Genomic DNA, 18597 nt, shown 5'->3' on the forward strand with positions numbered 1-18597 from the left:
CCGACAGAGGAGTCGTCATGAAGAAGTCCATCGCAGCCGCGTTCGCCGCCGCGGCCGTCATCACCGCGGGCGTGTTCGCCGCGTCACCCGCCTCGGCACTGCCGGCCAGCACGAAGGTCGTCGGTGGCGAGAAGGCCCCCACCACCTCGTGGGCCGTCCAGCTCGAAGCGTCGGGCGGCTCCATCCCGTCGGGCTACGTCAGCAACTGCACGGGCGAGCAGATCAACGCCTCGTGGATCCTCACCGCCCGTCACTGCATCGACGGCATCGGCGCGATGAACGTCTACCACTCGAACTCCACGACCAACCGGGGCACGGCCGTCGCCGTCGACCGAGTCAGCGCCTCGCCCGCGGGCGACATCGCGCTCGTCCACCTGCGGACCGCCTACTCGCTGTCCACCTACGCGCCCCTCGACCTCACCGCGACCGCCAAGTCGAGCGGCACCGGCACCGTCCAGGGCTACGGCCTGCGCGCGAACGCGACCCAGTCCGACGGGCTCTACCAGGCCACCGTCTCGCTCACCGGTGCGAGCACCGATGCGTACAGCGGTCGTGCGCAGCACCTCACCGGCGTGACCGGCGCCTCGAACCACGGCGACTCCGGCGGCCCGCTGCTCGTGAACGGCAAGGTCGTCGCCGTCTGCTCCACCGGTGACAGCGCCGACCCCGGCGCCGACACCAAGGCTGGCTCGAACTACGCCCTGCTGTCGCAGGCCTCGTCCTGGATCCGGACCACGGCCGGCGTCTGAAGCGACTGATGGACGGGAGGCCCGTGGCGACGCCGCCACGGGCCTCCCGTCAGTCATCAGCCGTGTCCCAGGACCGCAGCGGCTGAACGCGCGTCCACGCGCGACGACGACAGTGGAACGCATGAGCCAGTACGACAAGCGCGACCCGAACACCCTCTACCCGGCCCCGCCGTACCCGAAGCAGGAGCAGTCGCTGCCGGGTGCCGCGTGGAAGATGGACCCGAAGCCCGACCACGGCGAAGAGAGCTACGTCGGCCGGGAACGCCTCACCGGCTACCGGGGCATCATCACCGGCGCCGACTCCGGCATCGGTCGCGCCGCCGCCATCGCCCTCTCGCGTGAGGGTGCCGACCTGGTGCTGTCCTACCTGCCGGACGAGCAGGAGGACGCCGAACAGGTCCGCGACCTGCTCGAGTCCGAGGGGCGTCGCGCCGTGCTCTTCCCCGGGGACATCTCCGACGAGCAGTACTGCAAGGACCTGGTGCAGAAGGGCGTCGACGAGTTCGGCGGCCTCGACACCCTGGTCATGGTCGCCGGCCGGATGGACAGCAACGAGGACATCCTGACCCTCGACACGTCGATGTTCGACTCGACGTTCAAGACCAACATCTACTCGCTGTTCTGGCTGACCAAGGCAGCGGTGCCGCACCTCGAGCCGGGCTCCACCATCGTGACGACCGGTTCGATCCAGGCGTCGACTCCCTCGGCCGACAAGATCGACTACGCCGTGTCGAAGGGTGCGATCAAGCTCTTCACCGAGGCCGTCGCCCAGCAGCTCGCGCCGAAGGGCATCCGTGTGAACTCCGTCGCCCCCGGACCGGTCTGGACGCCGCTGCAGCCGGGATCCGACGACGCCGAAACCGTGTCGCACTTCGGCGAGACCTCGCCGTTCGGTCGGCCCGGACAGCCGGCCGAGCTCGGTGCCGCGTACGTGCACCTGGTGAGCCCGGAGTCGAGCTACCAGTCAGGGTCGACGATCACGATCGCCGGCGGAACGCCCGCGTTCTGATCGGCGTCGTGACAGACGAAGGAGACCACGTGTCAGGAGTGACGCACACCGTGCTGGTCGAGTGGGACGGAGCGGACCGGTCGTCCGAGGCCGACGCCCTGTCGCGCGAGCACCTGCCGCGGATCGACGGTGTCGAGTCCGTGCAGTCGGGGACGAGCGTGAGCACCGAGCGTCTGGAGGGCGGGTTCCACTGGATGCTCGTGGTCCGGTTCCGCGATCGGGCAGCGCTCGCCGGGTACCTGCCGCATCCGGAGCACCGGCCGGTGGCGGAGTTCATCGGTGGTGCGAGTGCCCGGGTCGTGGTGTTCGACGTCGAGGACGCAGCCGCCAAGTAACGCTCTGGTTGCGATGGACGCCGGGGGGCCCGTTGCCCGTCGGGCGTCGACGTACGGTGGATTGCTCGACATCCGCCGTCGGAGGGAACAGACGATGCCCGGCAACCAGAACCCGCGCGTGCAGGACGGTACGAAGCCACTGCTGGACGACGGTGGCGGCCTTGTGAAGGGTGCCGTCCGGACCACCGGGATCATCATTGCGCTCATGGCATCGACTGTGCTGGCAGCATGCTCCGGAGCGCCGGTTTCGACGCCGACCCGGACCGTTATCGCGACCGCGACCGCGAGTGCCGTCGCGCCGCCGGAGCCGACGGCAGACACGAGCACGCCGACCCCCACCGCGACGGAGGCGGCGTTCAGCCTGTCGGACCCCGCCACCTGGACGATCTCGGCGGAGGAGGTCGGCCCGATCGCCCTCGGTGGCGAACTCCAGGGGGAGATCGACGACCTGTCTGCGGCCTACACCCGCAGCTCGGATGCGTGCCCGGCCAGCCCGGAGACTTCGTTCTGGGAGAGCGCCGATGCGCCTTGGCTCGCTGTCGTCCCGCGCGGCGGCAACGTGGCCGGTGTCGCCGTCGGCGGTCTGAGCCCGGAACCGGTGACGACGAACTCGCCCGAGACCGCAGCCGGGATCGGTGTCGGCACTGCGCTGGCCGAGGTGCAGTCCGCGTACCCGGACCTGCAGTACACGGGCACCTACGGCGAGGAACAAGGACCGTTCTCGCTGTGGAGTGTCCAGATCGGCGGAAGTTACATCACGTTCCAGCTCGGGGAGGACGGCGCGACGGTCGGCATGATCTGGGTGGGTGCGGTCGCCATGCCGCCGTACGAGTACTGCGCCTGACGGGCCGTCGTTACCGACTGGGGGAATCGACACCCAGCAGGCCGAGGAGCGCGAGCGCGTCGGCATCGGGTGACCCGGGCGGGGCCGTGTAGAGGACGAGGTGCTGGTCCCGATCCGTCAACGCGAGGCTGTCGCAGTCGACCGTCACCGCCCCCACCGCTGGGTGGTCGAACGTCTTGGTGAGCACCGGTGTCGTCTGCACGTCGTGGCGACCCCACAGGCGCGCGAACACCGGGTTGCCGTCACGGAGTTCCTCGACGAGACCGACGACGTCAGGGTCGTCCGGGTACCGCGTTCGGCTCGTCCTAAGTTGCATGACGACGTGCCGCTGAAACTCGGCGCCGTCCGAGATTCCGTAGGGCCGAGCTGCCTGGTGGACGGCTTCGGTCGGGAAGGCGCGGCGGGCGAGGTTCCGGTCGGCCGGTGCGAGCAACGCGAAGTCCTCCATGAGCGCCGCCGCGAGGGGGTTCCAGGCGAGGACCTCGAAGCTGGCGGACAAGACGATCGCAGCGGTCTGCGGCAATCGTTCGACGAGCGCGAGGATGCTCGGGCGCACGTCACGCTGGACTCGGCCGACCTGCAACGGTGCCGTGCCGGACAAGGCGTGCAGGTGCTCCGACTCCGCCGATGTCAGCAGGAGCGATCCTGCGATTCCGGCGAGTACTTCTGCTGACGGGCGGGGCGCACGCCCCTGCTCGAGCCGGACGTAGTACTCCGTGGAGATGTGGGCGAGGACCGCTACTTCCTCACGGCGGAGGCCAGGCGTCCGGCGGCGCGACCCGGTCGGCAGTCCGACGTCCTCGGGGCGCAACCGCTCACGTCGTGAGCGGAGGAAGGCGGCGAGTTCCGGCTTGTCCATGACCCGAGTCTCCACCGGTTCCGGCCGGAGATCCTGGTACCGCTCGTACCTGTATCCGCACGCTCCCTCGGCGTGACGCTGAGCGCATGACGAACGACATCACATCCAACCCGATCGGCCTCTTGTCCGACAAGGTCATCCTCATCACCGGCGCGAGCCGTGGCATCGGCGCCGCGGCTGCTCGGCTCTTCGCGGATGAAGGCGCCCGTGTGGTCCTCGCTGCCCGCAGCGCCCACGCACTCGAGGGGATCGTCGCCGAAGTCCGTGCGGCCGGGGGCACGGCAGACGCTGTCGCACTCGACCTCGCGGACCCGGACAGCATCCGCGCGGCCGTCGAGCAGGTCGACGAGCTGCACGGCCGACTCGACGGGGCGTTCAACAACGGCGCCGCGATCCAGCAGCCCGGACCGCTCGACACCACCAGCGACGAGGACATCGATACCCAGTTCGCCGTGAACTTCCGCGGTCACTGGGTGGCGATGACCGCCGAGGCCGCGCTGATGCGTCGCTCCGGCGGCGGCGCGATCGTCAACACGTCGAGCATCGGCAGCCGCCGCGCGAACCCGGCGCTGCCGGCGTACGGCGCGATGAAGCGCGCACTGAACAGCATCACCGAGACGGCCGCGGTGACCTGGGCGCCCGAGCACATCCGGGTGAACGGGATCACGCCGGGTGGCACCGCGACCGAGATGATCGAAGCGTGGGAGGCGGCGACGCCTGGCGTCACCGCCCAGATCACCGCTTCGGTCCCACTCGGGCGGATGGCTGAGCCAGCGGAGGTCGCCGAGGTCGCCGCGTGGTTGCTCAGCGACCGCGCGGCGATGGTGACGGGGGCGATCGTTCCGGTCGACGGGGGTGCCGGGGCCTGACGCCCACCGCTACGCTGGAAGCACGACGGGCCGGCTACCGGAACGTCGCCAGCCAAAGGCCCCGCTTGCGGGGCCTTTGTTCGTGCACCCGTCAGTGCTGCTTCCGGCGGCGGACGGCCTGCAGTGCGACGACCGCGGCACCGATGACGGCGAGACCGCCGGCCCAGGGGAGCAGGTGCATCGCGTCCGACCCCGTGTAGGCGAGCTCGCCCGTGGTCACGGTCGGAGTGGCGACCGTGCCCGTGGGGGAGACGGCCAGAGCCGCGGTGGGCTGGACGTCGACCGCGAAGGCGGTGGCGAACCCGCTCGAGGCGACCTCGAGGGAGTGCGTCGACGCCTCGGGGAACGTGACGTCGGTCGCGACCCACGGATCGCGGCTCGGCGTGATGACGTCGGAAGGGTGATCCGAGGTCACCGTGAACGGCACCGGGTAGCCGTCGGCGTCGTCGACCTCGTTGCCGAAGCGGTCGACCAGGTGGCCGCTGACGAGCAGGGTCCCGCCCTGGTCGATGGTGGGCTGGCCGCCCTCGAACCCGGCCCCGAACCCGATGTACCCGCCGTCGGGCTGACGGGTGGTCTCGTTCTCGAACGTCCAGACGGTGCCGTCGCGTTCGATGACCCAGCTGGTGGAGTGCGCGGTGAGGAAGGTGTCCTTGTCCTCGGCGGTGACCTCCACGCCGAGCGGTGCGGCGGCGTCGATCGTGATGTTGACGTACTGCGACGCGGTCGTGGTGCCGCTCGTCGCGACGATGCGGAACGCGTAGGTGCCGGAGTAGCGGGGTTTCCCGGAGAGCGCGCCGGTGGCGTGGTCAAGGGACAGGCCGTACGGCAGGTACCCGGACTCGTCACCGTCGTCCTCGCTCGCGTACGGATCGTCGAGCGAGTAGTAGGCGGCCGAGTACGTCGGTGCGGGGAAGCCCTCTGCGGCGAACGTGTGGGTGAAACGCTCACCTGCGACCGCGGAGAACGTGATCGGGTCGTCTTCGGTCGAGGCCTCCGGGAAGGCCGCCGCGTGCGTGACGACGGCCGTCGTGGTCGTCGCGGACTCGTCGGTGTCGCTGGTGATCGTGACGCTGATGGTCTTGCCGGCGTCCGCGGCAGCGACGACGTACGAGTCGGTGGTGGTCGGCAGGATCGCGTCGCCGCTGGCCCACGTGTAGGTCAGCTCGCCGGTGAAGTCGTGCCCGGTCGCCGTCAGGGTGCTGCCGACGGTCGCGTCCCCGGTGATCGTCACGGTCGGCGTCGCGGCCGGTTCTGCTGTGACGGGCGCGGTGGGATCGGGGGTCGCAGTCGCGGCCGGCGTGCTGACCGGCAGGGACGGTTCCGCGGTGGGATCAGCTGTCGCCTCGGCCGTCGGCGTGGACGTCGCCGCGGGAACCGGCGGAGCCGACTCGTCAGCGCCGTCGGCCGTGCTGTCAGTGCCCTGCGCCGGGGACGCGGTCGCGGTGCTCGTCGGCGCGACGGGCTGCTCGTCGGCGAAGGCGGTCGTGGCCGTCAACGCGCCGAAGCCGGTGCTCAGGCCGATGACGGCGATGGTCGCGCCGATCGCGCAGGCGCGTCGAAGTGTTGCAGTGCTGTGCTGCACGGGTGGTCCCCTCGGGTGTGCAGTCCGGCAGGAGACCGGACGTCTGAGATCGCCGGAAGCCGGCGCTCTCGGATCGTAGCCAACCTTGGAACGGGCTGAGGGCCACGTCGCGAGCATCCCCCACGAATTGGGGGCGAGTGCTCACTCCACCAACGACTGCGTCCCCAGCACGATCGCCAGCGCCAACCGCTCGGCGTCCACCGACCTGGGCACCGCCGTGTACGCCAGGATCCGCAGGTCCTCCGGCCCGACGACCAGGGTGTCGCAATCGAGTGTGATGAGCCCGACGTCGGGGTGGTCGATCACCTTGCGGCGGGCCGTCTCGCCCAGGGCCGTCGCACCCGAGTCCCACAGTTCGACGAACCGCGGGCTCGCCGCCCGCAGGTCCCGCACGAGCTGCTGCAACTGCCGGTCGAGCGGGTAGCGGGCCGCGGTCATCCGGAGTCCGGCGACCAGGTTCTCCTCGAACGCCGCCTGTTCCGCGGGCGTGTGCACGGCGCGGCTGCCGGCACCGACCAGGTGCCGCCAGGCGGTGTTCCGTTCGTTCCCGCGCATCCCGCCGATCGGCCCCATCAGGGCTTCGTGCGGAGCGTTGGTCACGAGCAGGTTCCCGGCGGCGTCGAGCACCGCGACCGGGGTGTCCGCCAGCCGGTCGAGCAGCCGCTGCACGCTCGGCGGGATCCGCGACGGCACGACGTCCGCGCCCGGGGCCGCGTGCCCGGCGAGCCGGTACAGCAGCTCGCGTTCGGCGTCCGAGACCCGGAGGGCACGCGTCAGCGCCTCGACCACCTGGGCGGACGGCGACGTCGCGCGACCCTGCTCCAGGCGGGTCAGGTAGTCGGCGGAGATCCCCGCGAGGCCCGCGAGTTCCTCACGCCGCAGTCCCGCCGCCCGACGTCGTGGCCCGACGGTCATGCCGGCCGCAGCCGGGGTGACGTGGTCGCGGAGCCGTCGCAGGGTGTGCCCGAAGTCCGTGTCCGCCATGCCCCCAGTCTGCGCGCACGTCGCGGCCGCGTCCTGGCCCCACCAGTCCTACGACAACCGGGCGACTCCCTGCCGACCGCGTCGAGCGTGACGCTGGACCCATGACAACGACACTCATCACCGGCGCCACCCGTGGCCTCGGCAAGGAAACCGCCCGCCAGCTCGTCGCAGCCGGCCACACCGTCTGGATCGGCGCTCGCGACGCCGACCAGGGAGCGGCCGTCGCCGCCGAGATCGGCGCCCGCTCCGTGCAGCTCGACGTCCGCGACGACGACTCGGTCGCCGCAGCCTTCGCGCACATCGACGCGAACGGCGGCCTGGACGTCCTGGTCAACAACGCCGGCATCGCGATGTGGGGTCTCAACGGACCGGACGCGCTCGCCGTGTTCGACACGAACGCCGTCGGCATCGTCCGCACGACCGAGGCCGCGTTGCCGATCCTGCGCCGATCGGCCAGCCCCCTCGTCGTCAACGTCGGCAGCGCGCTCGGCTCGTTCACGGCGGTCCACGACCCGGACAGTGCGGCGTCGACCGTGCAGGCCGCGGTCTACGGCGCGAGCAAGTCGGCCGTCTCGATGCTCACGGTGCAGTACGCCCGCATCGCACCCGAGGTGCGCTTCGTGGTGCTCGAGCCCGGCTACACGGCGACCGAGCTCGGTGGGGTGCCGAACCCGCACGGTCGCCCCGTCGAGGTGAGCGCGGCGACCGTCGCGGCCGCCGCGAGCGTGGGCCCGGAGGGCCCGACCGGCGTGTTCCTGGAGGACGGCCAGCCGCTCGGGTGGTGACGTCGTGACGGACTGGAGGCACGGTGCCAGCTGGCACCGTGCCTCCAGTCCGCCGTGCGGTCGCGTCTACAGCAGCTGACGCGCGTTGGTCGACGCGAGGTCCAGCAGCTCGTCGCCGCGACCGGACAGCACCGTGCGGATGGCGTAGAGCGTGAAGCCCTTCGCCTGCTCGAGCGTGACCGCCGGGGGCATCGACAGCTCCTGCCGGTTCGCGCGGACGGACACGAGCGCGGGACCGTCGTGCGCGAGCGCGGCGGCCATCGCGTCCTCGAAGTCGTCGGACACGTCGACCTTGAAGCCCTTGATGCCGATCGCCTCGGCGACCGTGGCGAAGTCCGGGTTCTGCAGCTCGGTGCCGTAGTTCACGAACCCGGCGGCCTTCATCTCGAGCTCGACGAAGTTCAGCGACGAGTTGTCGAACACGACGATCTTCACGGGCAGCTTGTTCTGCACGATCGTGATGAGCTCGCCGAGCAGCATCGTCAGGCCGCCGTCACCCGCGAGTGCGATCACCTGGCGGTCCGGGAACGCCGTCTGCGCACCGATCGCCTGCGGGACCGCGTTCGCCATCGTGCCGTGCACGAACGAGCCGATCAGGCGACGCTTGCCGTTCATCGTCAGGTAGCGCGAGGCCCACACGACGGGGGAGCCGACGTCGGGGATGAACACCGCGTCGTCGGCGGCGATCCGGTCGAGCACACGCGCGACGTACTGCGGGTGCAGCGGCTTCTTCCGGCCCGCGGGGACGGCCAGGTCGTCGAGCTTCTCGCGGGTCTTCCGGTAGTGCTTCAGGGCGTTGTCGAGGTGCGTCGTCGGGTGCGACCCGGTCAGCAGGGGGATGAGGGCGAGCGCGGTGTCCTTCACGGTGCCGACCAGGCCGATGTCGACCGGGTGCCGTCGGCCGAGCTGCGACCCGCGGATGTCCACCTGTACGTGCTTCGCCTTGGCCGGGAAGAACTGCTGGTACGGGAAGTCGGTGCCGAGCATGAGCACGACGTCGGCGTCCTCCATGGCGCGGTACCCGGACGCGAAACCGAGCAGGCCCGTCATACCGACGTCGTAGGGGTTGTCCCACTCGATGTGCTCCTTGCCGCGCAGGGCATGCACGATCGGGGCCTGCAGCCGTTCGGCCAGCGCGATGACCTCGTCGTGGGCGCCGGCGACGCCCGCTCCGGCCAGGATCGTGACCTTGTCGGCGCCGTTCAGCAGCTCGGCGGTGCGGAGCAGCTCGGCCTCACTCGGCACGATGCGGGGCGTCGTGCGCTCGATGCGGGTGGTGCGGTCGTCCTTCGCCTCGGCGAGCAGGACGTCGCCGGGGATGACGAGCACCGCGACCCCGCGCTTCTCGACGGCCTCGCGCATCGCGATCTCGAGCAGGCGCGGCATCTGGGTCGGGTCCGCGACGTACTCGACGTAGACCGAGCACTCGCGGAACAGCTCCTGCGGGTGAGTCTCCTGGAAGTAGCCGGAGCCGATCTCGGCGGTGGGGATGTGTGCGGCGATCGCGAGGACCGGGACGCGCGACCGGTTGGCGTCGAACAGGCCGTTGACCAGGTGCAGGTTGCCGGGGCCGCAGCTGCCGGCGCAGACCGCGAGCTCGCCGGTCAGTTCGGCCTCGGCGCTCGCGGCGAAGGCGGCGGCCTCCTCGTGGCGGACGTGCTCCCACCGGATCGTGCCGTCCTTGCGCAGCGCGTCGGTGAAGCCGTTGAGGGAGTCCCCCGGCAGGCCGTAGACGCGGGCGACGTCGTTCTTGCGGAGGGTGGCGACGATGTTCTCGGCAACGGTTGGCATGCCTCCTGTCTACTCGCGGGCGGCTGCGCTGAGTGCTTTCAGAGGCTCGCCGGGCCCGTGGTCGGAGTCCGGGCTGGGACGATGGTCGGATGACCGACGCGCCGCTGCTCCGCCCCCGCCGACCGGAGTCCGACGGCGCCGGGATCCTCGAGCCGTCGCCCTACCCGCTCGTCTCCGTCGCGATCGCGGTCATCGCCGTGGTCGTCATCACGCTCATCGGGTTCGCCCTCGGCACGGTCGACCTCGGACTGTCGAAGGCACTGAACGCGCTGCACACCGGCGCGATCGGGGCGTTCACCACGGCGGTCTACCACGTCATCAGTCCGGGTCCGGCGATCGGGATCACCGTCGTCGTCGTGGCCGTGATCTGGTGGCGCACCCGGAGTCTCCGTCCGGCCCTGGCCTTCGGCGGCACGATCGCCATCACGTGGGTGCCGTCCGCGGTCGTGAAGGAGATCGTCCACCGAGCCAGGCCCGACGTCGCCGTCCTGCCGCACCCGTTCCCGGTGCAGCCCGACCCCGGGTACCCGAGCGGGCACACCGTCTACATCACGGCGTTCGTGATCGCGCTGATCTGGCTGCTGCGCGAGACCCGGTGGCACCGACTGGCGCTGACGCTCGGGATCGTCGCGATCGTCGTCGTGTTCTTCTCGGTGTCGATCGACGCCGTGCACTACCCGACCGACGCGGTGGCCTCGATCCTGTGGGCGCTCGCCGTGGCCCCGGGGGTGCGGGTGGTGTGGGTCGACTGGCTCATGCCGCGGATCCCGTTCCTGCGGGGTCGGTAGTCGACGGGGCTGCCGACCCGGAACGACGTCCTGCTTGTCGTGCGACGTCGATGATGTCGTTCCGAGTCGGCCCCGACCGAGTCGGCGCCGACCGGGTCAGGCCAGGCGGGTGCGGCCCCGGGCGACGAGCAGCGCCACGACGGCCACCACGGCGGACGCGAGCATCACGATCGCCAGCGGTGCCGCCGTCACCGAGCCGCCGATGCTGACGAGCGGGGACACCAGCGCCGCGAGCCCGAACTGCAGCGCCCCGAGCACGGCCGACGCGCTGCCGGCAGCGGCGGGGACAGCACCGAGCGCCAGCGCCGTGGCGTTGCCGAGCACCAGGCCGAGCGAGCCGACCGCGGTGAACAGCGGGACCGCGAGCCAGAACACGGGTGCCGCGAAGACGACGAGCAGCGCGAACGCGACCGTCGACGCGAACACCAGGGCGATGCCGAGCGACAGCACGCCGGTGACCGAACGGGTCTCGGTGAGCTTGGCGGACACGATGCTCACACCCATCAGGGCCAGCGCGTTCAGCCCGAACGCCAGGCCGTAGCCGACGGTGCCGAGCCCGATCATGTCCTGGTACAGGAACGGCGAGGCGGAGATGTACGCCATCATCACGGCGAACGCGAAACCGAACACGGCGATGTAGCCGAGGAAGGTGCGGGAGCGCAGCGCACGGAGCGGCGAACCGGAGCCCTTCCGCTCCTCGCGCAGCACGTCGCGGTGCGCCTTCAGGTGGGTCTCACGGATGACGGCGAGCACCGCGACGAGCATGACCACGGACAGACCGAGGACGATCGACAGCAGGCCGCGCCAGCCGATCGGACCGGTGAGCAGGCCACCGAGCAGCGGAGCGACGACTGGGGCGACCCCGCCGACGATCATCATGAGCGAGAACGCGCGGGCTGCGGGCTTGCCGGTCGCCAGGTCGGAGATGACCGCACGGCTGATCACCATGCCGGCCGCACCGCCCAGGCCCTGCAGGAGTCGAGCCGCGATGAGCACGCCGATGTTCGGTGCGAACACGGCGGCGACGCTCGCGAGGACGCACAGTGCCGCGCCGGCGATGAGCGGCGGCACGCGGCCGAACCGGTCGGACAGCGGGCCGAAGACGAGCTGGCCGGCCGTGACGCCGACCAGGAACGCGGTCAGCGTGAGCTGCACGGTGGTGGCGCTCGCACCGAGCTCGGTGGTCATCTGCGGGAACGCCGGCAGGTACAGGTCGGTGGCGAAGGGGGCGACGGCGCTGAGCAGGCCGAGCACCAGCAGCAGCGGTGTCGTGATGCCCTGCTGCCTGGTCGTGGGTGTCGCGGCGTGCGCGCGGATGGTTCCGGTGTCCGTGGTCATTGTTATGAAAGCATAACTCATTGCCGATCCTCGGTACAGTACGGACATGCACTCCGCCGTGTCCGACCACGTCCTCGCCGACCTCGCCGACGTCGTGCTGCGGATCTCGCGGGAGATCGACCCGCACGGTGCCGGGGCACTCGACATCGTGCCGCTCACCGGGACCGAGGCGCTCGTGATGCGCTGGGTCGACCGCAACCCGGGCACCTCGCCGAGCGCGACGGCCGAGGCGACGGCACTCAAGCGCAGCAACCTCAGCGTCGCGCTGCGGTCCCTGGTGGAGAAGGGGATGGTCGAACGTCGGCAGGACCCGGACGATGCGCGGACCGTGCAGCTGCACTCGACCGACGTGGCGCGGGAGAGCATCGGACGCCTCCGCGCGCACTGGGCCGGCAAGCTCCGCGCCGCGCTCGGCGACGACGACGCCGGGTTGCCCGAGGCCCTCGCGCTGCTCGACCGGATCGACGAGGCACTCCGCGGGGTCTAGTCCTGCGGGGCGTCGTCCTCGATCGGCAGCAGCCGCCGAGCGCCGTGGCCTTCGTCGCCGAGCGTGTCGCCCGGGTTCACGACCGAGCACGCCCCGAGCGAGACGCAGCCGCACCCGATGCACTGCGTCATCTCCTGCTGCAGCCGCTCGAGTTCGAGCTGGCGTGCCCGCAGCCGTGCGCGCCACCGTTCGTTCAGCCGGTTCCAGTCGCGCAGGGACGGCATCCGGTCGGCCGGCAGCGTGCCGAACTGCTCGGCGACCTCGCTGAGCGGGATGCCGAGGCGCTTCGCCACCTGGATGATCGCGATCCGCCGTTCGACGTGTCGCGGGTACATCCGGGTGCCGCCGTCGGTGCGCTCGGGCCGGATCAGGCCCTTGCGCTCGTAGAAGTGCAGGGCCGACGCGGCGACGCCGGTGCGTCGGACGATCTCGCCGATCGGGAGCAGGTCGGTCGGGCGGGGCGGCTGGATCTCGACCATGGTCGAGATCCTACGGTGGATCTCGACGCGACGAACGGGCGGACGGGAGGCCCGTGGCGGGCCCGCCACGGGCCTCCCGTCCGCCCGTCGGTCGCGTCTACCGCTGCTGGAACGACTCCCAGAGCAGGAACGCGGTGAACAGGACGAACGGCGTGCACGCCACCACGTTGAGCCAGCGGTGTTCGACGACCACCGCGACGAACTCGCGCAGGAACGCACTCGGCACGTAGTACGGCGCCGTCGGCGAGCCGACCACCTGCGCGGGCAGGCCGAGCCGGCGGGCCAGGGTGGCGGCGCGGAGCACGTGGTAGTCGTTCGTGACCACGACGACCTGACCGTCGCGCCCGGCCTCGGCCTGCACGGCGCGGGAGAACCGCAGGTTCTCGCGGGTGTTGCGGGACTCGGTCTCGGGCCGGACGTCGTCGGGGTCCGCCCCGTTCGCCAGCAGGTAGTCGGCCATCGCGGTGCCCTCGGCGCGCGGTTCGTCGTCGCCCTGCCCGCCGGAGGGGATCAGCAGCGGCCGACGCCCGGCGGCCCGTTCGGCGCGGTACACGACGAGTGCGCGGTCGAGGCGGCTGCGGAGCAGGGGCGGCACCTCACCGCGGACCAGCCCGGAACCGAGGACGACGATCGTGTCCGGCACGCTGCCGTGACGCATCCGGCCGTAGACGACGGAGTACACGGCGAACGCGACGAGGGACACGGCGAAGTACCCGCACACGAACACCATCAGCACGGCGACCGCGATCCGGGCGCCGTCCCAGAGCGTGAACCCCTCGCCGCTCGCGGACACGAACAGCGCGATCGCCACCGCCGGCAGCACGAACACGAGCACCCCCGCGACCAACGACAGGGTGTTGCCGAGACTGCGCCCCTCGGAGCGGAGCATCCGGAACCCGTTCGCGATGAGGGCCACGCCGAGGACGACCACCGCGAGCGGGACGAGCAGCAGCACGGTGCCGACGACCAGGCTGAACCCGGGGACCACGAGCGTCAGCGCGGTCACGGCCGTCGCGAGCGCGAAGAACGCGGCCGCCGTCAGGAAGACGCCGTTCCGGAGCATCCGCGGGTCGCGCCGCCTGCTCGCGACGTACAGCAGCAGGAAGACCAGCGCGAAGCAGGCCGGCACCCCCACGGAGGTCATCGGTCGGCCGAACGGAGCGCGGTCATGCGCTCCACGCTACCGGTCGTGGATCAGGCGACCGCCCGGCGGATCAGGTCGGCGACGGTCGCCTCGTCCGCCTCGGAGAACTCCGGCGTGATCGCCCACGACGTCGGCCAGAACGTCCCGTCGTCGAGCGCGGCAGAGTCCTGGAACCCGAGCGTCGCGTAGCGGGCCTTGAACTTCGCGGCGTCCTGGAAGAAGAACGCCGCCTTGCCGTCCTGGTAGTACGCGGGCATGCCGTACCAGAGCTTCGGCGCGAGGTCGGGCGCGACCTCGAGCGCGATCCGGTGGATGCGTTCCGCGAGCCCGCGGTCCGGCTGGGGCATCTCGGCGATCTTCGCCTCGACGGCGGCGGCGTCCGCTGCCGCCTTCTCCGCCTTGGTGCCCTTCGTGCCGCGGGTGCGTTTGACCTCGGCGGCGTGCTCCTGCATCGCCGCGCGTTCCTCGTCGGTGAAGGTGCCCTCGGTCTTCGTCGTCCGTGCCATGGTGGTGCCCTTCCGTGTCGGTGCGTCGATCATGCACCCGATCGCGCTCGTCGCGCTCGTCGCGCTCGTCCGATGGCGCTGGTTGCGCCCGTCCGATGGCGCTGGTGGCAGGCTCGGACCATGACCTACATCGCCAGCGACGACCGCTACGACTCGATGACGTACCGCCGCACCGGCCGCTCGGGCCTCGACCTGCCGCTGCTCTCCCTGGGGTACTGGCACAACTTCGGTGACGACGTGCCGTTCGAGACGCAGCGCGCGATCAGCCGTCGGGCCTTCGACCTCGGCATCACGCACCACGACCTCGCGAACAACTACGGCCCGCCCTACGGTGCGGCCGAGGTGAACTTCGGGCGCCTGATGCGTGAGGACTTCCGGCCGTACCGCGACGAGATGGTCGTGTCGACCAAGGCCGGCTGGGACATGTGGCCGGGTCCGTACGGCCAGGGCGGCGGTTCGCGGAAGTACGTGCTCGCCTCGCTCGACCAGTCCCTGCAGCGCACGGGCCTGGACTACGTCGACGTCTTCTACTCGCACCGACTCGACGCCTCGACCCCGCTCGAGGAGACGATGGGCGCGCTGCACACGGCGGTCCAGCAGGGCAAGGCGCTGTACGTCGGCATCTCGTCGTACGACGCGGAACGCAGCCGCCAGGCCGCCGCGATCCTGCGCGACCTCGGCACCCCGCTCCTCATCCACCAGCCGTCGTACTCGATGCTCAACCGCTGGATCGAGACCGAGGGGCTGCTCGACGCCGCCGGCGAGCTGGGCTTCGGCGTGATCGGGTTCACCGCGCTCGCCCAGGGCCTGCTCACCGGCAAGTACCTGGACGGGGTGCCGTCGGACTCCCGTGCCGCCGCCGGCAAGTCGCTCGACGCGTCGAGCATCACCCCGGAGGTCGTCGCGCACCTCCGGGCACTGAACGACGTCGCCGCGGCTCGTGGACAGTCCCTGGCGCAGCTCGCCCTGGCCTGGGCGCTCCGTGACGAGCGGGTGACCTCACTCGTGATCGGGGCGTCGAAGGTGTCGCAGCTCGAGGACAACGTCGCGGCGCTGGCGAACACCTCGTTCACCGACGAGGAGCTCCACACCATCGACGAGCACTCGGTCGGCATCACCGACGTCGACCTGTGGGCGGGAGCGCGTGCCGGCGAGGTCTCCTGACCGCGGACCTACGAGCGGTTCGGTCCGGCGCCCACCGGGGTGCGACCGCGGAGTCGCTCGCGGCTGAGCGCCGGCAGCGCGAACCCGGTGTCCCGTTCGAGCACGTGGGTGCCCGGCGCGACGATCGCGTCGATCGCGTCGAGCAGCCCGTCGTCGAGGACGATCTCGGACGCCTGCACGTAGGCGTCCACGTGCGACACGGTGCGCGGCCCGATCACCACGGAGGACACGTCCGGGTGGGTCAGGGCGAAGGCGACCGCGAGCTCCGACACCGTGAAGCCGGAGTCGTCGGCCAGGCGTCCGAGCCGGTCGGCGACCTCGAGCTTCCGACGGTTCCGCGGGGCGCCGATGTCGTACGCGTCCGGTTGCTCGTCGACGTGCGGTGAGCGAGGTTGGACGGTGCCGTTGCGGTAGGTGCCCGCGAGCCAGCCGCCCGCGAGGGGTGCTCCGGCCAGGACCCCGAGACCGAAACGACGGGCGACCGGGAACACCGTGCGCTCCGCCGTGCGGGTGAGGATCGAGTAGGGCACGTGCGTCGCGGTGGCGCTCTTCGACCCGGACCGCAGCCACTGCGCCTCGACGAGCTCCTCGGCCGGGAACCCGGGGAGGCCGAAGGCTCGGATCTTGCCCTGTGCCACCAGGTCGGCGAGGGCGTCGAGCGTCTCGTCGAGCGACGTCGCCGGGTCCGGCAGCGCCGGCTGGTACAGGTCGATGACGTCGGTGCCGAGTCGCTGCAGGCTCCGCTCCACGGCACGGAACATCCACCGCCGCCCGTTGCCGCGGTGCGCCGGGTCCTGGTCGACCGGGGCGCCGAACCGCACCGACAGGAACACGTCCTCGCGACGTCCGGCGATCGCCGCGCCCACCGCGGTCTCGGCCAGGCCCGCGCCGTCGGCATCTGAGACGTCGACCGACGTCACGCCACGGGTGAGCGCCTCGAGCACGAGGGTCACACCGGCCGACGGGTCGTGGGCCGCGACGCCGGCGACGGCACGCGTCCCCAGCGTCAGCGAGCTGACGGGCGCCCCCGTGCGCCCCATGCGTCGCTGTTCCATGCGCGCCACGATATGGGCCGTGCGGGCCGCAGGACGGTCCGGTGACGAAGCATTACCCCTGGCCCCGACCGGAACGGTTGGTACGATGGACGCAGTTCTGAAACACGCAGTGTGTATCTACCGGCCGCCGGCTCCCCGGCGGACAACGGCGGCACCCGATGGGTCCGCCCCCACCGAACCGGGCCGGGCCGAGAAGGCACACCCCCATGCTCCACACCAGTCCCACCCCGTCCGCGCCCGCCCCGGAGCGCACGGACACCGCGACCGCCGGAGACGCCTCGCTCGTCTCCCTCGCCGGACGCTGGTACTTCCCGGTGGCGTTCATCGCCCGCCTGCCGTTCGCCATGATGGTCGTCGGGGTCCTCACCCTCGTCGTGGCCGCGCGTGACTCCGTCGCCCTCGGTGGCGTCAACTCCGCCTCGGTCGGCATCGGTGCGGCGGTGTTCGGACCGATGGTCGGCGCCGCCGCGGACCGGTTCGGCCAGCGTGCCGTGCTCGTCCCCGTCGGCCTCGTCAACGCGGCACTGCTCGGCGCGTTCCCCTTCGTCGTCAGCGGCAGCGCGCCGGACCTCGCCGTGCTCGCGATGGCGTTCTGCATCGGTGCGTCCGCGCCCCAGGTCGCGCCGATGTCCCGGACCCGGCTCGTCGCCATCATCGCGCAGCGCATGCGACCGGCCCGCCGCGAGAAGACCCTCAGCGGCACGATGGCGTACGAGTCCGCCGCCGACGAGACCGTCTTCATCATCGGCCCGTTCCTGGTCGGCATCCTCGCCAGCGCGATCGCCCCCTGGGTCGCCGTGGCGGGGGCCTCGGCCCTGACCTTCGTGTTCGTGACCGCCTTCGCGCTCCACCCCACCGGCAAGCTCGTGCTCGGGCAGCACGAGGAACTGACCCAGGCCCCGGCGCGCCAGCTCCTGCGTCCGCGGCTCGTCGTCGTGGTCGTCGGGATCCTCGGCATCGGCCTGTTCTTCGGCTCGACGCTGACGTCGCTGACGGCGTTCATGGAGACCCACGGCGAGGCGTCCCAGGCCGGCCTGCTCTACGGCCTGATGGGCATCGGTTCGGCCGGACTCGCCCTCGGGTCCGCAGCGTTCCCGCGGTCGTTCGGCCTCGGCTGGCGCTGGCTCGTGTTCGGTGTCGTCCTGCTCGGCGGCGCGATCGCGTTCTCGCAGGCCGACTCCGTCGTGGCGGTCGGCATCGTCCTGGCGATCATGGGCGTCGGCATCGGCCCGACCCTCGTCGCCCAGTACAGCCTCGGGTCGGACCGTTCACCGGTCGGCCGGTCCGCGACCACGATGACGATCCTCGGATCCGCCGTGATCGTCGGGCAGTCGATCGCCTCCGCCATCACCGGCGACCTGGCGGAGCAGCACGGCACGTCCGTCGCGATGGTGCTCCCCGCGGCCTCGGCAGCGGTCGTCGTGCTCGCGGCCGTCGTCAACCTGCTGCTGCGGCGCCGTACCGCCGCCTGACGATCAGGACTCGGTGTCGTCGACCAACAGGTCCTCATGCCGGTAGTCGTCGGCACGCAGCCCGGCGCGGGCGATCATGTGCGTCGAGACGGGCACCAGGAACAGCTGGAACACCATGATGGGCAGGACGACCCAGAACGCCGTCCAGGTCCCCACCGCGACGACGATCGCGGCCAGTCCGAACGCCAGCCCGAGCACCTGCGGCTTCGCCATGGCGTGCAGGCGGACGAGCGGGTCCGGGAAGCGCACGATGCCGACCCCGGCGCCGAGGGACAGCAGCGAGCCGATGAGCAGCAGGGCGAGCGCGATCCACGCCCGCACGCCGGCGCCGTCGAGGAACGCCTGGATCATCTC

Annotated in this window: 20 protein-coding genes; 10 read left to right on the forward strand and 10 right to left on the reverse strand. The window is 71.4% G+C overall.

Going from position 1 to position 18597, the window contains the following annotated elements; genetic code table 11:
• The first annotated feature begins 17 nt into the window (after nucleotides 1-17).
• From EDF47_RS17710 to EDF47_RS17725, 4 genes are all read left to right on the forward strand, one after another.
• On the forward strand, nucleotides 18-749 hold the full coding sequence (locus EDF47_RS17710; protein WP_131881034.1) for a S1 family peptidase: 732 nt from the start codon (nucleotides 18-20) through the stop codon (nucleotides 747-749).
• 121 nt (nucleotides 750-870) lie between these two features.
• A complete protein-coding gene (locus EDF47_RS17715; protein ID WP_131881036.1) occupies nucleotides 871-1758 on the forward strand; it encodes an SDR family oxidoreductase in 888 nt (295 codons plus the stop codon).
• 29 nt (nucleotides 1759-1787) lie between these two features.
• On the forward strand, nucleotides 1788-2093 hold the full coding sequence (locus tag EDF47_RS17720; RefSeq protein ID WP_165932417.1) for a Dabb family protein: 306 nt from the start codon (nucleotides 1788-1790) through the stop codon (nucleotides 2091-2093).
• Nucleotides 2094-2187: 94 nt separating this feature from the next.
• Nucleotides 2188-2937: a hypothetical protein gene (locus EDF47_RS17725; RefSeq protein WP_131922061.1), complete on the forward strand. Its 750-nt coding sequence runs from the start codon at nucleotides 2188-2190 to the stop codon at nucleotides 2935-2937.
• Between the two features lie 10 nt (nucleotides 2938-2947).
• On the opposite strand, the gene EDF47_RS17730 is transcribed toward EDF47_RS17725, so the two are convergent.
• Nucleotides 2948-3796 carry a helix-turn-helix transcriptional regulator gene (locus EDF47_RS17730; protein WP_133938941.1) on the reverse strand — a complete coding sequence of 283 codons (849 nt, stop codon included), beginning with the start codon at nucleotides 3794-3796 and terminating at the stop codon, nucleotides 2948-2950.
• 86 nt (nucleotides 3797-3882) lie between these two features.
• Here EDF47_RS17730 and EDF47_RS17735 point away from each other — a divergent pair, with 86 nt between their 5' ends.
• Nucleotides 3883-4665: an SDR family oxidoreductase gene (locus EDF47_RS17735; RefSeq protein ID WP_123937268.1), complete on the forward strand. Its 783-nt coding sequence runs from the start codon at nucleotides 3883-3885 to the stop codon at nucleotides 4663-4665.
• 91 nt (nucleotides 4666-4756) lie between these two features.
• Here the strand turns inward: EDF47_RS17735 and EDF47_RS17740 are convergent, their stop codons facing one another.
• Both EDF47_RS17740 and EDF47_RS17745 read right to left on the reverse strand, forming a co-directional pair.
• Nucleotides 4757-6250 carry a putative Ig domain-containing protein gene (locus EDF47_RS17740; RefSeq protein WP_131881042.1) on the reverse strand — a complete coding sequence of 498 codons (1494 nt, stop codon included), beginning with the start codon at nucleotides 6248-6250 and terminating at the stop codon, nucleotides 4757-4759.
• A 141-nt stretch (nucleotides 6251-6391) separates the two neighbouring features.
• A complete protein-coding gene (locus tag EDF47_RS17745; RefSeq protein WP_123937270.1) occupies nucleotides 6392-7234 on the reverse strand; it encodes a helix-turn-helix transcriptional regulator in 843 nt (280 codons plus the stop codon).
• 101 nt (nucleotides 7235-7335) lie between these two features.
• Between EDF47_RS17745 and EDF47_RS17750 the strand changes: the two genes are divergently transcribed.
• Entirely contained in the window at nucleotides 7336-8019 is a 684-nt protein-coding gene (locus tag EDF47_RS17750) for an SDR family NAD(P)-dependent oxidoreductase (RefSeq protein WP_123339147.1), read from the forward strand.
• Between the two features lie 66 nt (nucleotides 8020-8085).
• On the opposite strand, the gene poxB is transcribed toward EDF47_RS17750, so the two are convergent.
• Complete coding sequence (gene poxB / locus EDF47_RS17755) at nucleotides 8086-9810, reverse strand: ubiquinone-dependent pyruvate dehydrogenase (RefSeq protein WP_131881044.1); 1725 nt, start codon at nucleotides 9808-9810, stop codon at nucleotides 8086-8088.
• Between the two features lie 89 nt (nucleotides 9811-9899).
• Here poxB and EDF47_RS17760 point away from each other — a divergent pair, with 89 nt between their 5' ends.
• Nucleotides 9900-10598 carry a phosphatase PAP2 family protein gene (locus EDF47_RS17760; protein ID WP_131881046.1) on the forward strand — a complete coding sequence of 233 codons (699 nt, stop codon included), beginning with the start codon at nucleotides 9900-9902 and terminating at the stop codon, nucleotides 10596-10598.
• Nucleotides 10599-10694: 96 nt separating this feature from the next.
• Here the strand turns inward: EDF47_RS17760 and EDF47_RS17765 are convergent, their stop codons facing one another.
• The gene (locus tag EDF47_RS17765; RefSeq protein WP_123339144.1) at nucleotides 10695-11936 is read right to left on the reverse strand and encodes a multidrug effflux MFS transporter; all 1242 of its coding nucleotides are present in this window, start codon (nucleotides 11934-11936) and stop codon (nucleotides 10695-10697) included.
• A gap of 46 nt (nucleotides 11937-11982) precedes the next feature.
• On the opposite strand from EDF47_RS17765, the gene EDF47_RS17770 reads away from it, so the two are divergent.
• Nucleotides 11983-12423: a MarR family winged helix-turn-helix transcriptional regulator gene (locus EDF47_RS17770; RefSeq protein ID WP_243692348.1), complete on the forward strand. Its 441-nt coding sequence runs from the start codon at nucleotides 11983-11985 to the stop codon at nucleotides 12421-12423.
• On the opposite strand, the gene soxR is transcribed toward EDF47_RS17770, so the two are convergent.
• The 3 genes from soxR to EDF47_RS17785 form a co-directional block, all read right to left on the reverse strand.
• The gene (gene soxR / locus EDF47_RS17775) at nucleotides 12420-12902 is read right to left on the reverse strand and encodes a redox-sensitive transcriptional activator SoxR (protein WP_111085894.1); all 483 of its coding nucleotides are present in this window, start codon (nucleotides 12900-12902) and stop codon (nucleotides 12420-12422) included. The two genes, EDF47_RS17770 and soxR, sit on opposite strands and share 4 nt — an antisense overlap.
• A gap of 97 nt (nucleotides 12903-12999) precedes the next feature.
• A complete protein-coding gene (locus EDF47_RS17780) occupies nucleotides 13000-14046 on the reverse strand; it encodes a YdcF family protein (protein ID WP_132099359.1) in 1047 nt (348 codons plus the stop codon).
• Nucleotides 14047-14096: 50 nt separating this feature from the next.
• Complete coding sequence (locus EDF47_RS17785) at nucleotides 14097-14552, reverse strand: DUF1801 domain-containing protein (protein WP_133938943.1); 456 nt, start codon at nucleotides 14550-14552, stop codon at nucleotides 14097-14099.
• Nucleotides 14553-14672: 120 nt separating this feature from the next.
• On the opposite strand from EDF47_RS17785, the gene mgrA reads away from it, so the two are divergent.
• Nucleotides 14673-15716 (forward strand): L-glyceraldehyde 3-phosphate reductase, encoded by a 1044-nt coding sequence (gene mgrA, locus EDF47_RS17790; RefSeq protein ID WP_133938945.1) that lies wholly within the window; start codon nucleotides 14673-14675, stop codon nucleotides 15714-15716.
• A gap of 8 nt (nucleotides 15717-15724) precedes the next feature.
• On the opposite strand, the gene EDF47_RS17795 is transcribed toward mgrA, so the two are convergent.
• Nucleotides 15725-16771 (reverse strand): aldo/keto reductase, encoded by a 1047-nt coding sequence (locus EDF47_RS17795; RefSeq protein WP_123671145.1) that lies wholly within the window; start codon nucleotides 16769-16771, stop codon nucleotides 15725-15727.
• A gap of 206 nt (nucleotides 16772-16977) precedes the next feature.
• On the opposite strand from EDF47_RS17795, the gene EDF47_RS17800 reads away from it, so the two are divergent.
• On the forward strand, nucleotides 16978-18243 hold the full coding sequence (locus EDF47_RS17800) for an MFS transporter (RefSeq protein ID WP_131881058.1): 1266 nt from the start codon (nucleotides 16978-16980) through the stop codon (nucleotides 18241-18243).
• 3 nt (nucleotides 18244-18246) lie between these two features.
• On the opposite strand, the gene EDF47_RS17805 is transcribed toward EDF47_RS17800, so the two are convergent.
• Nucleotides 18247-18594, reverse strand: coding sequence for a monovalent cation/H(+) antiporter subunit G (locus tag EDF47_RS17805; RefSeq protein WP_243648940.1), 348 nt, complete (start codon nucleotides 18592-18594; stop codon nucleotides 18247-18249).
• Between the last annotated feature and the right edge of the window lie 3 nt (nucleotides 18595-18597).

It is taken from the genome of Curtobacterium sp. PhB190 (assembly GCF_004365385.1).
GTDB lineage: Bacteria > Actinomycetota > Actinomycetes > Actinomycetales > Microbacteriaceae > Curtobacterium.

What these genes read in the sequence shown, in the direction of transcription:
- EDF47_RS17710 (WP_131881034.1), top strand. Translation starts at nt 18, where the DNA reads ATGAAGAAGTCCATCGCAGCCGCGTTCGCCGCCGCGGCCGTCATCACC.
- EDF47_RS17715 (WP_131881036.1), top strand. Translation starts at nt 871, where the DNA reads ATGAGCCAGTACGACAAGCGCGACCCGAACACCCTCTACCCGGCCCCG.
- EDF47_RS17725 (WP_131922061.1), top strand. Translation starts at nt 2,188, where the DNA reads ATGCCCGGCAACCAGAACCCGCGCGTGCAGGACGGTACGAAGCCACTG.
- EDF47_RS17730 (WP_133938941.1), bottom strand. Translation starts at nt 3,796, where the DNA reads ATGGACAAGCCGGAACTCGCCGCCTTCCTCCGCTCACGACGTGAGCGG.
- EDF47_RS17735 (WP_123937268.1), top strand. Translation starts at nt 3,883, where the DNA reads ATGACGAACGACATCACATCCAACCCGATCGGCCTCTTGTCCGACAAG.
- EDF47_RS17745 (WP_123937270.1), bottom strand. Translation starts at nt 7,234, where the DNA reads ATGGCGGACACGGACTTCGGGCACACCCTGCGACGGCTCCGCGACCAC.
- EDF47_RS17750 (WP_123339147.1), top strand. Translation starts at nt 7,336, where the DNA reads ATGACAACGACACTCATCACCGGCGCCACCCGTGGCCTCGGCAAGGAA.
- poxB (WP_131881044.1), bottom strand. Translation starts at nt 9,810, where the DNA reads ATGCCAACCGTTGCCGAGAACATCGTCGCCACCCTCCGCAAGAACGAC.
- EDF47_RS17760 (WP_131881046.1), top strand. Translation starts at nt 9,900, where the DNA reads ATGACCGACGCGCCGCTGCTCCGCCCCCGCCGACCGGAGTCCGACGGC.
- EDF47_RS17765 (WP_123339144.1), bottom strand. Translation starts at nt 11,936, where the DNA reads ATGACCACGGACACCGGAACCATCCGCGCGCACGCCGCGACACCCACG.
- EDF47_RS17770 (WP_243692348.1), top strand. Translation starts at nt 11,983, where the DNA reads ATGCACTCCGCCGTGTCCGACCACGTCCTCGCCGACCTCGCCGACGTC.
- soxR (WP_111085894.1), bottom strand. Translation starts at nt 12,902, where the DNA reads ATGGTCGAGATCCAGCCGCCCCGCCCGACCGACCTGCTCCCGATCGGC.
- EDF47_RS17780 (WP_132099359.1), bottom strand. Translation starts at nt 14,046, where the DNA reads ATGACCTCCGTGGGGGTGCCGGCCTGCTTCGCGCTGGTCTTCCTGCTG.
- EDF47_RS17785 (WP_133938943.1), bottom strand. Translation starts at nt 14,552, where the DNA reads ATGGCACGGACGACGAAGACCGAGGGCACCTTCACCGACGAGGAACGC.
- mgrA (WP_133938945.1), top strand. Translation starts at nt 14,673, where the DNA reads ATGACCTACATCGCCAGCGACGACCGCTACGACTCGATGACGTACCGC.
- EDF47_RS17795 (WP_123671145.1), bottom strand. Translation starts at nt 16,771, where the DNA reads ATGGAACAGCGACGCATGGGGCGCACGGGGGCGCCCGTCAGCTCGCTG.
- EDF47_RS17800 (WP_131881058.1), top strand. Translation starts at nt 16,978, where the DNA reads ATGCTCCACACCAGTCCCACCCCGTCCGCGCCCGCCCCGGAGCGCACG.
- EDF47_RS17805 (WP_243648940.1), bottom strand. Translation starts at nt 18,594, where the DNA reads ATGATCCAGGCGTTCCTCGACGGCGCCGGCGTGCGGGCGTGGATCGCG.